At 63.8% G+C, this 12734-nt stretch carries 12 protein-coding genes; 11 read left to right on the top strand and 1 reads right to left on the bottom strand.

Features of this window, described 5'->3' with window-relative positions:
- Positions 1-49 precede the first annotated feature (49 nt).
- The 3 genes from LB515_RS14600 to LB515_RS14590 all read left to right on the top strand — a co-directional run bounded on the left by LB515_RS14600 (position 50) and on the right by LB515_RS14590 (position 2701).
- Positions 50-1546, top strand: coding sequence for a CoA-acylating methylmalonate-semialdehyde dehydrogenase (locus LB515_RS14600; RefSeq protein WP_224708122.1), 1497 nt, complete (start codon positions 50-52; stop codon positions 1544-1546).
- A gap of 264 nt (positions 1547-1810) precedes the next feature.
- Positions 1811-2113: a hypothetical protein gene (locus LB515_RS14595; RefSeq protein WP_095767226.1), complete on the top strand. Its 303-nt coding sequence runs from the start codon at positions 1811-1813 to the stop codon at positions 2111-2113.
- A 270-nt stretch (positions 2114-2383) separates the two neighbouring features.
- Positions 2384-2701, top strand: coding sequence for a hypothetical protein (locus tag LB515_RS14590; protein ID WP_224637116.1), 318 nt, complete (start codon positions 2384-2386; stop codon positions 2699-2701).
- A gap of 27 nt (positions 2702-2728) precedes the next feature.
- On the opposite strand, the gene LB515_RS14585 is transcribed toward LB515_RS14590, so the two are convergent.
- Positions 2729-3427 (bottom strand): GntR family transcriptional regulator, encoded by a 699-nt coding sequence (locus LB515_RS14585; RefSeq protein WP_411969140.1) that lies wholly within the window; start codon positions 3425-3427, stop codon positions 2729-2731.
- Between the two features lie 75 nt (positions 3428-3502).
- Here LB515_RS14585 and LB515_RS14580 point away from each other — a divergent pair, with 75 nt between their 5' ends.
- The 8 genes from LB515_RS14580 (at position 3503) to LB515_RS14545 (ending at position 12677) form a co-directional block, all read left to right on the top strand.
- Positions 3503-4438, top strand: a complete 936-nt coding sequence (locus LB515_RS14580) for a dihydrodipicolinate synthase family protein (RefSeq protein WP_224708121.1) — start codon at positions 3503-3505, stop codon at positions 4436-4438.
- 14 nt (positions 4439-4452) lie between these two features.
- Positions 4453-5763 carry an NAD(P)/FAD-dependent oxidoreductase gene (locus LB515_RS14575; RefSeq protein ID WP_224708120.1) on the top strand — a complete coding sequence of 437 codons (1311 nt, stop codon included), beginning with the start codon at positions 4453-4455 and terminating at the stop codon, positions 5761-5763.
- Positions 5764-5776: 13 nt separating this feature from the next.
- A complete protein-coding gene (locus tag LB515_RS14570) occupies positions 5777-6778 on the top strand; it encodes a 4-hydroxyproline epimerase (protein ID WP_224708119.1) in 1002 nt (333 codons plus the stop codon).
- 163 nt (positions 6779-6941) lie between these two features.
- On the top strand, positions 6942-7643 hold the full coding sequence (locus LB515_RS14565; RefSeq protein ID WP_095767231.1) for a haloacid dehalogenase type II: 702 nt from the start codon (positions 6942-6944) through the stop codon (positions 7641-7643).
- Between the two features lie 393 nt (positions 7644-8036).
- Complete coding sequence (locus LB515_RS14560; protein ID WP_224608749.1) at positions 8037-8939, top strand: branched-chain amino acid ABC transporter permease; 903 nt, start codon at positions 8037-8039, stop codon at positions 8937-8939.
- Positions 8940-8944: 5 nt separating this feature from the next.
- Positions 8945-10540 (top strand): high-affinity branched-chain amino acid ABC transporter permease LivM, encoded by a 1596-nt coding sequence (gene livM, locus LB515_RS14555; RefSeq protein ID WP_224708118.1) that lies wholly within the window; start codon positions 8945-8947, stop codon positions 10538-10540.
- On the top strand, positions 10540-11949 hold the full coding sequence (locus tag LB515_RS14550; protein ID WP_224708117.1) for an ATP-binding cassette domain-containing protein: 1410 nt from the start codon (positions 10540-10542) through the stop codon (positions 11947-11949). The genes livM and LB515_RS14550 overlap by 1 nt, the downstream gene beginning before the upstream one ends.
- Entirely contained in the window at positions 11949-12677 is a 729-nt protein-coding gene (locus tag LB515_RS14545) for an ABC transporter ATP-binding protein (protein WP_095767235.1), read from the top strand. Before LB515_RS14550 ends, LB515_RS14545 begins: the two co-directional genes overlap by 1 nt.
- The last annotated feature ends 57 nt before the right edge of the window (positions 12678-12734 follow it).

Here is a 12734-nt window from a genome sequence, read left to right as displayed (position 1 = left end):
CGCCGCAAAGGCGGACAATGCGTCATCATCAGAACAGGGAGAGAAAAGCATGATCGAATACGGTCATTTCATCGGCGGCAAGCGTGTCGCCGGCACCAGCGGGCGCAAGCAGGATGTGATGCAGCCGATGGACGGCTCCGTGCGCGGCACGGTGGCTTTGGCTTCGCAGGCGGAGCTGCGCGCCGCGGTCGAGGACGCCAAGGCGGCGCAGCCGAAATGGGCGGCCACCAACCCGCAGCGCCGCGTGCGCGTGCTGATGAAGTTCCTCGAGCTGGTCCAGCGCGACTATGACGAGCTGGCCGACATATTGGCGCGCGAGCACGGCAAGACTATTGCCGATGCGCGCGGCGACATCCAGCGCGGCCTCGAAGTGGTCGAGGTCTGCATCGGCGCGCCGCACATGATGAAGGGCGAGTTCACCGACGGCGCCGGCCCCGGCATCGACGTCTATTCGATGCGCCAGCCGCTCGGCGTCGTCGCCGGCATCACGCCGTTCAACTTCCCGGCCATGATCCCGCTGTGGAAGATCGCGCCGGCCATCGCCTGCGGCAATGCCTTTATCCTGAAGCCGTCGGAGCGCGATCCGGGCGTGCCGATCCGTATCGCCGAACTGTTCATCGAGGCCGGCCTGCCGGCCGGTGTCCTCAACGTCGTCAACGGCGACAAGGAAGTGGTCGATGCCATCCTCGACGATCCGGACATCAAGGCCATCGGCTTCGTCGGATCGACGCCGATCGCGCACTATATCTATTCGCGCGGCACGGCATCGGGCAAGCGCGTGCAGTGCTTCGGCGGCGCCAAGAACCACATGATCATCATGCCCGACGCCGACATGGACCAGACGGTCGACGCGCTGATCGGCGCCGGCTACGGCTCGGCCGGCGAGCGCTGCATGGCGATCTCGGTGGCTGTCCCGGTCGGCAACGACACCGCCAACCGGCTGATGGAAAAGCTGGTGCCGCGCGTCGAGAGCCTCAAGGTCGGCCCCTCGACCGACTCTTCCGCCGATTTCGGTCCGCTGGTGACCGCGCAGGCGCTGGAGCGCGTCAAGGGTTACGTCGATATCGGCGTCAAGGAAGGCGCCAAGCTCGTCGTCGACGGTCGCGGCTTCAAGATGCAGGGCTATGAGAACGGCTACTATATGGGCGGCTGCCTGTTCGACAACGTGACCGCCGACATGCGCATCTACAAGGAAGAGATCTTCGGGCCGGTGCTCTCGGTGGTGCGCGCGCCGCGCTACGAGGACGCCATCAAGCTCGCCAATGACCACGAGATGGGCAACGGCGTCGCCATCTTCACCCGCGACGGCGACGCCGCGCGTGATTTCGCGTCCAGAGTCCAGGTCGGCATGGTCGGCATCAACGTGCCGATCCCGGTTCCGATCGCCTATTACACGTTCGGCGGCTGGAAGGCGTCGTCCTTCGGCGACCTCAACCAGCACGGTCCGGACGCGTTCCGCTTCTATACCAAGACCAAGACGGTCACCTCGCGTTGGCCGTCGGGTATCAAGGACGGCGCCGAGTTTGTCATCCCGACGATGAACTAGCCCGAACGGTCGTCCAAACCAACATTGAGAAGGCGCGGCGCGAGCCGCGCTTTCTTTTTATGGACGAAGGCGAAGCACAACTTCAGGCGCATGAATTCCGGCGCATCGCGTCATGCGTGCGTCCGCATATTCTAATAATTCCATCGCCGTGTGATGGAACCAACAGACCACCATCTGCCTTAGGCTTTATTCCTGCCATGCGTGCAGGCAACCAAGCAGCGCCGGTTCAAGCCGGGGTTCTCGTCTGGCGCGAGGAGGTGTCAGATGACACGATTTGTTGTGGCGGCAATATTGGCGGCGACGGCGATGACCGTTGGAGCCGTGCCGGCGAGCGCGGCGGCGCAATGCGCGGCGCGCGCCGACATCATCAAGGCGCTTGGCGACAAGTTCCACGAAACCGAGGCTGGGCGCGGCCTGATCAATCCGAACGTCGTGCTCGAGATATTCGTCTCCGACCAGGGAAGCTGGACGGTGCTCGCCTCCGATACCAAAGGCCAGAGCTGCGTGCTTTCCGTCGGCGAGGGCTGGGACAGCCCGACGATCACGGCGGCGATGCCGGGCGCCTGAAACCGGCGGGGAGCCGGGGTGCGCGCCACAACGGCTCCCACGGTCCGGCGTCAAGTGGCGCCAAGCAAGGCGCTCTCCGCAGCGCCGCTTGTTTACGGAGCGGAGCTTCACCATATCGAATCCCAGGGAGTCCTGATCTCCCGACGACAGACCGGAAGCCAGAAGGAGTGACGCGATGAAGACGTCCAATCCGGCCTGGAGCCTTCCGGCACACTGAGGCGGCCGAATGTGCCTCCCTTTGCCGGAATGCGACGGCAAAGGAGGTGCCCCATGGCACGCGAATTTTCGTTTCGATGGGTCAAGCTTGCGGCCGTTGGCGCCATGATGGCGCTGTCGGCAGTTCCGGCGCAGGCGCAAGTCATCTGCGGCGGCCATGACTATCTGGTCGCGAGGTTGGCGGAGGCATTCGAGGAGAAGCGGCTGGGCTATGGCGTGGCCGGACAAGTCGCCATCTTCGAGGTATTCGTCTCGGCAGGCGGAACCTGGACCATCCTGATGACCGACGTCAAAGGCCAGAGCTGCATCCTGGCCGCCGGCGAGGGGTGGGAAGACACGCTGGCCACCGCGGTCGGGCAGCCGGGTGGCTGAAGTGCCTCGAGCAGGCGCTGGTCCTGCTCAGCGCGTGGCGGCCACCTCGGCATGACCGCGCAGCAGCGCTATCAGCTTCTTGGCGTCCTTGGCGGCGGCTTCCTCGTCGCCGTCGAGGATGGAACGGATCAGCGCCACGTGGTGCTCGGCCGATTCGGCGAGGCCGGTGTCGGCCTTGTAGCGATACCAGAAGCGGCGGCTGTGGGTCTGCAAGGGGCCTGCCACACGCGCCGCGAAGGGGTTGTCGGCGGCGATGGCCAGCGCTTCGTCGAGCGCCTTGTCGGCCTGGATGAAGGCAAGCACATTGCTCGAGATCACCGCCTTCTGCATGGCCAGGGCCGCTTCATGGAACAGGTCGGCGGCCTCGCGGGTGACGAAGCGGGCGGCCGAGCGGGCGAGCACCACCTCGATGCCGCGCCGCGCATCCAGCACCCGCAGCCAGTCGCCGGCGTGAAGCGGTGCGACCGCGATGCCGGCCCGAGGTCTGATGTCGAGAAGCCCTTCCCAGGCGAGCCGCTGGATCGCCTCGCGCACCGGGGTGCGTCCGAGGCCCAGCCGCTCGATCAGCGCGCCTTCGGTGACGAAGCCCGACGGCGCCAGCTCGAGCGTGACGATCATATGCTCAAGCGCGCGATAGGCCTTGGTCGCCGCCGGCTCGAAGGTCGCGTTCGCCTCGACGGATATCAGCGGGGAGATCAATGGGCGGGCTCCTGATATATTTTTCATATATCATAAGTGATTCAGCGTTGACAGGCTAATTCTTAATAGATATACGACTGATATATCAGAGGAGAAGTAGCCATGTGGGCCGGAGTTTTCCCCGCCGTCACGACCAAATTCACCGCCGACGACCGTCTCGACCATGCCGAGATGGAGCGCTGCTACGGGCTGCAGATGGAGGCCGGTTGCGACGGCCTCATCATCTGCGGCTCGCTCGGCGAGGGGCCGATGCTGTCGCCTGATGAGAAGATCGAGGTGCTGAAGACGGCGCAGAAGGTTGCCGGTAAGAAGCCGGTGCTCTTGACCGTCAACGAGCCCGGCACGCGTGAGGCGGCTGCTATCGCCAAACGCGCTGCCAAGGAAGGCGCCGACGGCCTGATGGTGGTGCCGAGCCCGATCTATCACACCGACCCGCAAGAGACGGTCGCCGCCCTTCGCGCCGTCGCCGAAGCAGGCGACCTGCCGGTGATGATCTATTCCAACCGACTCGCCTATCGCGTCGACGTCACCGTCGACCTAATGGAGGAGTTGGCGTCGGACAAGCGTTTCGTCGCCATCAAGGAATCCTCCGACGACATCCGCCGATCGACCGAGATCATCAACCGGTTCGCCGACCGCTACGACCTCTTCACCGGCGTCGACAACCTTGCCTTCGAGGCGCTGTCGGTCGGCGCCATCGGCTGGGTCGCCGGCCTCGTCACCGCCTTCCCGCGCGAGACGGTCGCGATCTACCAGTTGATGCAGCAGGTCCGACGCGACGAGGCGTTGGCGATCTACCGCTGGTTCCGGCCCTTGCTCGACCTCGATGTCTCGACCTATCTGGTCCAAAACATCAAGCTTGCCGAAGTGCTGGCGATCGGTACCAATGACCGCGTTCGTATGCCGCGCCAGCCGCTGTCGGGTGAACGCCGCAAGGCGGTCGAAAAGATCGTCCGGGATGCGCTGGCGATGCGGCCGAAGCTGCCGCCGCTGCAGACGTCTCCTCGATCGACGAAGCAGATGGTGGCGGCCGAATAAGGGACAGCCCTGACGTGCAACGAAATTCCAAATCCTGGGAACAGGAGCGGCGCTCAGCCACCGGGGCATCTTCTGCCGGTGCGCGGGGAGAAGCGGAAGACATCGCCATCATCGGCGGCGGCATCATCGGCATCTGCGCTGCGACCCTGCTCTCGGAAGCGGGGTGCAGCGTCACCGTCTTTGACCGCACCGGCATCTGCGAGGAGACGAGCTCAGGCAATGCCGCCGCCTTCGCCTTCTCCGACGTGCTGCCGCTGGCGCATAAGGGGATGATCCGGCAATTGCCGAAATGGCTCGCCGACCCGCTCGGACCTTTGACCATCCCACCGGCTTATCTGCCGAAACTTCTGCCCTGGCTGATCCGCTTCTGGCGGGCGGGCGCGGCGAAGCACTACGAGACGAGCCTCGCCACGCAGGCGGGCATGATGAAGCTCTCCGAAGCCGAATGGATGCAGCTGCTCGACCGCTCCGGCACGCGGCCGATGCTGCGCGAGGATGGGTCGCTGGAATTCTATGAGAGCGAGGCGGAGTTCCGCGCCTCGCTGCCCGGCTGGGCCGAACGCGAGCGTTTCGGCATCGGCTTTCGCCATGTCGAGGGCGAAGAGATGGCGGCGCTTCAACCGGGTCTTTCGCCGCGCTTCGTCAAGGCCACCTTCGTGCCGGGCTGGAAGACGGTCGCCGACCCGAAGCTGCTCGGCAAATCGATCTGGGCCTATGCGGAAAAGCTCGGCGCCCGTTTCGAGCATGCGCGGGTCGCGGGCATCGAAGAGGATGCAAAGGGCCCCACGATCGTTCTGGCAGACGGCAGCAGGCGCGCGGCAAAGACGCTTCTGATCGCCGCGGGCGCCTGGTCTCATCTCCTGGCAAGGGATATTGGGGACCGCATCCCGCTTGAAACCGAGCGCGGCTACAACACGACGCTGCCGGTGTCGGCCTTCGACGTGAAACGGCAGCTGATCTTTTCCGGCCATGGCTTCGTCATCACGCCGCTCGAGACCGGCTTGCGCGTCGGCGGCGCCGTCGAGCTCGGCGGCATCGAGCGGCCGCCGAATTTCGCTCGCTCGAAGGCCATGCTGGAGAAGGCGAAGCGCTTCCTGCCCGGGCTTGATCCGTCGGGCGGCCGCGAGTGGATGGGTTTTCGCCCTTCGCTGCCGGATTCCCTGCCGGTGATCGGCGCGTCGCGCGCGCCGAACGTCTATTACGCTTTTGGTCACGGCCATCTCGGCCTGACCCAGTCCGCGGCGACCGGCCGCTTGATCCGCGATCTCGTTCTCGGGCAGACTCCGCCCCTCGATCTCACGCCCTTCAGTCCGCAGCGTTTCTGAAAAAGAGTCCATCATGGCGAAAAAATCCTTCTTCTGCATCGACGGCCACACCTGCGGCAACCCGGTCCGCCTGGTCGCCGGCGGCGGGCCGCTGCTCGACGGCGCGACCATGATGGAGCGGCGGGCGCATTTCCTCGCCGAATATGACTGGATCCGCACCGGGCTGATGTTCGAGCCGCGCGGCCATGACGTGATGTCGGGCTCGATCCTCTACCCGCCGACGCGCGAGGACTGCGACATCGCCATCCTGTTCATCGAGACCTCGGGCTGCCTGCCGATGTGCGGGCATGGTACGATCGGCACCGTCACGATGGCGATCGAGCACGGGCTGGTGAAGCCAAAGACGCCGGGCGTCTTGAGGCTCGACACGCCGGCCGGCCTTGTCATCGCCGAATACAAACAGGTCGGCGAATATGTCGAGGAGGTGCGCATCACCAACGTGCCGTCCTTCCTCTATGCCGAAGGCTTGACCGTCGAATGCCCGGTGCTCGGGGAGATCAGCGTCGACGTCGCTTATGGCGGCAATTTCTACGCCATCGTCGAGCCACAGAAGAATTATCGGGACATGGCCGATTACTCGGCGGGCGACCTCATCGCCTGGAGTCCGGTTGTGCGCCAGCGCCTCAATGAGAAATACTCCTTCGTGCATCCGGAGAACCCCGGCATCAACCGGCTGTCGCATCTGCTGTGGACGGGCAAGCCGAAACATGCCGAGGCCGATGCGCGCAACGCCGTCTTCTACGGCGACAAGGCGATCGACCGCAGCCCTTGCGGCACCGGCACCTCGGCCCGCATGGCGCAGCTCCATGCCAAGGGCAAGCTCAAGCCCGGCGACAGTTTCGTGCATGAATCGATCATCGGCTCGCTGTTCAAGGGCAGGGTCGAAAAGGAGGTCAGCGTGGCGGGCAAGCCGGCGATCATCCCCTCGATCGGCGGCTGGGCACGGATGACCGGGTTGAACACCATCTTCATCGACGACCGCGATCCGTTCGCGCATGGATTCATCGTCACATAAGCCTCGCGGCCTCAGCCGGTCGAAGCCGGTATCGGGCTCGCCCAAATTGTCGGCAACAGCCAATCGGCCTGACGTCCGAGAGTGGTCATGCCAGGGTTCTGAAAAAATGCGAGGCGACCCGTTCAGCGGTCCCTTTCGTCAGATCGTCAAGAAAGGATAATCGATGCTTTCCGGCCCAAAACCCGAATGGCTGACCTTCGATTGCTACGGCACCCTCATCCAGTGGGATGAAGGTCTGCTTGCCGCCGTCAACACGATCCTCGCCAATCACCCAGCCTCCAATATCGAACCCCAGACGCTGATCCGCGTCTACGACAAGCACGAGCACGCGCTCGAGACCGCACGGCCTCACAAATCCTTCCGCAGCGTGGCCGGCGAGGGGCTGGGGCTGGCGATGGAGGAGCTGAAGCTCGCCCGTTCGCCGGACGACATCGAGGTGCTGACCGGGAGCATCTCCCGAATGCCGCCATTCCCCGAGGTCGTCCCCGCGCTCGGCGCGCTGAAGGCCCAGGGTTTCAAGCTTTGCATCATTTCAAACACTGACGATGACATCATCGCCGGCAATGTCGCCCAACTAGGCGGGCATATAGACCGCGTCGTCACCGCGCAGCAGGCCGGCGCCTACAAGCCCGCGCGGCAGATCTTCGATTTTGCGCACAATGCGCTTGGCGTCGGTCGGGGCGACGTCGTGCATATTTGTGCCAGTCCGCATCTCGATCTCGCCGCCGCCCGCGACCTCGGCTTCCGCTGCATCTGGATCGACAGGGGAACCGGCCGCAAACCGCTGCCCGACTACACCCCGAACGCGGTTTTCCCGGCGCTCGATGATGTGCCGCCCTTCCTGCGGTCGACGATCTGGAACTGAGCCCGGCGCGGATGTCAAACGGTGTCGCCTCGCCGTCACATGGCCGTCACACGCGATGGAATCCTGACCTTGCGGAATGTGTGGCGATCCGAAACGACCTAGCCCGATCATTGCAAGGATTCTTCTCATCAACTTGTTTTGACGCCGATTTCTTCGACACGAAGCTCGTCATAAGGTCGAATCGTCAAAGACATTGCGTTGTGCCAATGATAGGTTCCGCGATAGTCCAGGGGGCCGGGTACGAAAAACGGACAATCGGGCGGCGTGCTTCCAAAACACGCCCGGCGATTGAAAAATCACGTTGCAATCCGGGCTCGAGACTTTACGACTAGGGGAAATACGAAAAGGAGTGCGACCCGGAAACGGGCGACATTCCAGGGGAGCCGCGTAAATATGCAGTATTTCGTCCAGCAGCTTATCAATGGGCTGACGCTGGGATCTATCTATGGCCTGATCGCAATCGGCTACACGATGGTCTACGGCATCATCGGCATGATCAATTTCGCCCATGGCGATATCTTCATGGTCGGCGCCTTCACCGCCCTCATCGTCTTCCTGATCCTTGGCGCGCTGTTCTATTCGGTGCCGGTCGTGGTGGCGCTCCTGATCATGATGATCGTGGCGATGCTTCTCACCAGCCTCTACAACTGGACGATCGAGAAGGTAGCCTACCGGCCGCTGCGCGGCTCGTTCCGCTTGGCGCCGCTGATCACCGCCATCGGCATGTCGATCGCGCTGTCCAACTTCGTCCAGGTCACGCAAGGCCCGCGCAACAAGCCGATCCCGCCGCTGGTCAGCCAAGTCTACACTGTTGATGGTGTGAGCGTTTCGCTGAAGCAGATCCTCATCGTGATCGTCACCATCATTCTGCTGGCGATTTTCTGGTATCTCGTCAACCGGACAGCGCTCGGGCGGGCGCAGCGCGCCTGCGAACAGGACCGCAAGATGGCCGCGCTGCTCGGCATCGACGTCGACCGCACTATCTCCATCACCTTCATCATGGGCGCGGCCCTTGCCGCCGTCGCCGGCACGCTGTTCCTGATGTATTACGGCGTCGTGGTGTTCTCGGACGGCTTCGTGCCGGGCGTGAAAGCCTTCACGGCGGCCGTGCTCGGCGGCATCGGCTCGCTGCCCGGCGCCGTGCTCGGCGGACTGCTGATCGGCTTCATCGAGAGCATGTGGTCGGCCTATTTCTCGATCGACTACAAGGACGTCGCCGCTTTCTCGATCCTGGCGATCGTGCTCATCTTCCTGCCCTCCGGCATCCTCGGCCGGCCTGAAGTCGAAAAGGTCTGATCCTGATGGCCGTTACCGTGTCTTCGGAGCGCGACGCCGTCGCTACTCCAGTTCAGCGCGCTTTTCGCGAAGCGCTCTATGCAGGCGCCATCGCGCTCGGCCTGTTCGTGCTGTTTATCGGTCTCAGGACCGACCAGAATATCTCCAACGAACTCATCCTGGTGCAGCGCTGGGGCCTGCTCGCCCTGGTGGTCATCGCCACCGCCGGGGGCCGCTTCCTCTATGTCGCCTATGGCCAGCCCTTCGTAGCCAGCCTGAAGATCGCCGACATCGACACAGGCCTGCTGCCCGACACCATGGCGGCACGCTTCTTCAGGATGCCTTATTTCATAGCCGCGGTCGTCGTCGCAGCCTTGCTGTTCGTGCTGGCCGGCTCGCTTGACGGGCTGCTCGGACCCGACCTTGCCGGCTACGCGCGCTTTGTGCGGGCGCTGGCGATCATTTATGCCGTCGCCTGGGTAATGTATTATTTCCGGGCCTTCATCCACGCCCACTTCTCGGCGTTGGGCATCAGCGCGCTGGCGCTCTATCCGATCATCGTCGTGCTGGTGCTTGCGCTGGTAACAGGATCGATAGCGGGAGGGTTTCAGGGCTCTTTGAAGTGGGTCGACAATTTCGGCATCCAGATCCTGATCTATGTGATGTTGGCCTGGGGGCTGAACATCGTCATCGGCCTCGCCGGCCTGCTCGATCTCGGCTACGTCGCCTTCTATGCCGTCGGCGCGTATGCCTACGCGCTGCTCGGCACGCATTTCGGCCTGTCCTTCTGGATCCTGCTCCCGGCCGCCGGCTGCATGGCCGCCTTCTGGGGCGTCATGCTCGGCTTCCCGGTGCTGCGGTTGCGCGGCGACTATCTGGCGATCGTCACCCTTGCCTTTGGCGAGATCATCCGCCTCGTCCTGATCAACTGGCGCGAGGTGACAAACGGTTCGGCCGGCATTTCCGGCATTCCAAAGGTCTCCTTCTTCGGCCTGATGTCGTTCAACGTCTCGGATCCGAACTACATCGCCAAGGTGCTGCACATCGCCACATCGAGCGCCTATTACAAGATCTTCCTTTACTATCTGATCCTCGGACTCTGTCTTTTGACCGCCTTCGTTACCATCAGGCTGCGGCGGTTGCCGGTCGGCAGGGCGTGGGAAGCGCTGCGCGAGGACGAGATCGCCTGCCGCTCACTCGGCATCAACACCACCACCACCAAGCTGACGGCGTTCGCCACCGGCGCCATGTTCGGCGGCTTCGCCGGCTCGTTCTTCGCCGCACGGCAAGGTTTCGTCAGTCCCGAATCCTTCGTCTTCCTGGAATCGGCGATTGTCCTCGCAATCGTCGTGCTCGGCGGCATGGGTTCGTTGGTCGGCATCGCCGTAGCGGCGCTGGTGATGATCGGCGGCACCGAAGCGTTGCGGGAGCTCGACTTCCTGAAGCGGGTCTTCGGTCCCGATTTCACGCCTGAACTCTACCGCATGCTGCTTTTCGGCATGGCCATGGTCATCGTCATGCTGTGGAAGCCGCGCGGTTTCGTCGGCAGCCGCGAGCCGACGGCCTTCCTGAAGGAGCGAAGAGCGGTTTCAAGCTCCTTCACCAAGGAGGGGCACGGCTGATGAACGCGACCCCTTCCTCGAACGATTTCATCCTGCAGGTCGAGCACCTGTCGATGAAGTTCGGCGGCCTGGTCGCCATTGGCGACCTGTCGTTCCAGGCCAGGCGCGGCGAGATCACCGCGCTGATCGGCCCGAACGGCGCCGGCAAGACCACCGTGTTCAACTGCATCACCGGCTTCTACAAGCCGTCTGAAGGCATGATCACGCTGAACCGGGGGGACGGCTCGACCTATCTGCTCGAGCGCCTGCCCAACCACGAGATCCCGGCCCGCGCCAAGGTGGCGCGCACCTTCCAGAACATCCGCCTGTTCTCGGGCATGACGCTGCTGGAGAACCTCCTGGTCGCGCAGCACAACAAGCTGATGAAGGCTTCGGGCTATACTCTCCTCGGCCTGTTCGGCTTTCCGAGCTATCGCCAGGCCTCGGCCGAGTCGATCGAGCTCGCCAGGCACTGGCTGGAGAAGGCCGATCTTGTCGATCGCGCCGACGATCCGGCCGGCGACCTGCCCTATGGCGCGCAGCGGCGCCTGGAAATCGCGCGCGCCATGTGCACGGGGCCGGAGCTTCTGTGCCTCGACGAACCGGCCGCCGGCCTCAATCCGAAGGAATCTGCGGCGCTCAACGAGCTGTTGATGGGCATCAAGAGCACCGGCACGTCGATCCTGCTCATCGAGCACGATATGTCGGTGGTGATGCAGATCTCCGACCATGTCGTCGTGCTCGAATACGGCCGCAAGATCTCCGACGGCAATCCGGCGTCGGTCCGCACCGATCCGCGCGTCATCGCGGCCTATCTTGGCGTTGACGACGAGGAGGTCGAGACGGTGCTGACCGAGGTCGGCGATGAGGACGTGATCGAGCAGCTCGATACCGGCCCCGATTCCGCGCATGGGCCGGGAAATTCCGCTTCGATGATGGCCGGGCCGGTTTCCGATTCGGTCGAACATGGGAATGAGGGCGAGCGGGTCACGGTGTCGAAGGGCGCCTCGAAGGCGGCGCAAGTCGACGCGCGCGCTGCATCGATAGCCAGCAAGCCGGTTCCATCGCCAGCGACAAAGTCGGCCGCCGCGAAAGGCAAGCCGACGGCGAAAGCCCCTGCAAAGAAGGCGCCCGGCAAGGCGCCGGCGAAAGCCGGCGGCATCTCCAATCGCCTCGACGCGCCGCGCGGCGGCAAGGCGGACAGCCTGATCCGCATCAAAGGCATCGGCCCGGTCAACGAGCGCAAGCTCAACGAGCACGGCATCTTCCATTTCGACCAGATAGCGGCCTGGAAGAAGGCCGACATCGAGGCCGCGGAAGCCTATCTCGCCTTTGACGGGCGCATTGCCCGCGAAGACTGGATCGGCCAGGCGAAGACGCTGGCGAAGGAAGCAGCGGCCAAGCCCGCGACGCGTGGAGGGCGCAAATAATGGCCGGCACAACGTTGCTCGACATCAAGGGTGTCGAGACTTACTACGGCAACATCCGGGCGCTGAACGGCGTCGATGTCAGCGTCAACCAGGGTGAGATCGTGGCACTGATCGGTGCCAACGGCGCCGGCAAGTCGACACTGATGATGACCATCTTCGGCGCGCCGCGCGCCCGCACCGGCACCATCACCTTCGCCGGTACCGACATCACCAAGATGCCGACGCATGAGATCGCACGCCTGCGCATCGCGCAATCCCCGGAAGGCAGACGCATCTTTCCGCGCATGACGGTGATGGAAAATCTGCAGATGGGCGCCAGCCTCGACAACCTCAAGCATTATGACGAGGACGTCGAGAGGGTGTTCACGCTGTTCCCGCGGCTGAAAGAGCGCATCGCCCAGCGCGGCGGCACGCTGTCGGGCGGCGAGCAGCAGATGCTGTCGATCGGGCGCGCGCTGATGGCGCGGCCGAAGCTTTTGTTGCTGGACGAGCCCTCGCTGGGGCTCGCGCCGCTGATCGTCAAGCAGATCTTCGACGCCATCCGCGAGCTCAACAAGACGCAGGGGCTGACCGTGTTCCTGGTCGAGCAGAACGCCTTCGGCGCGCTCAAGCTCGCCACGCGCGGTTATGTCATGGTCAACGGCAATGTGACGATGAGCGGCACCGGCAAGGAATTGCTCGCCAATCCGGAAGTGCGCGCCGCCTATCTCGAAGGCGGACATCATTAAAGCGCGATGACTTTCCCAGGATCGCCATCTCGCTCTAAGGTTTTGTTCTTGAAGCAT

The sequence above is a fragment of the Mesorhizobium sp. CA15 genome, assembly GCF_020165215.1.
GTDB lineage: Bacteria > Pseudomonadota > Alphaproteobacteria > Rhizobiales > Rhizobiaceae > Mesorhizobium.
This window is presented reverse-complemented; position numbering and strand designations above follow the sequence as displayed.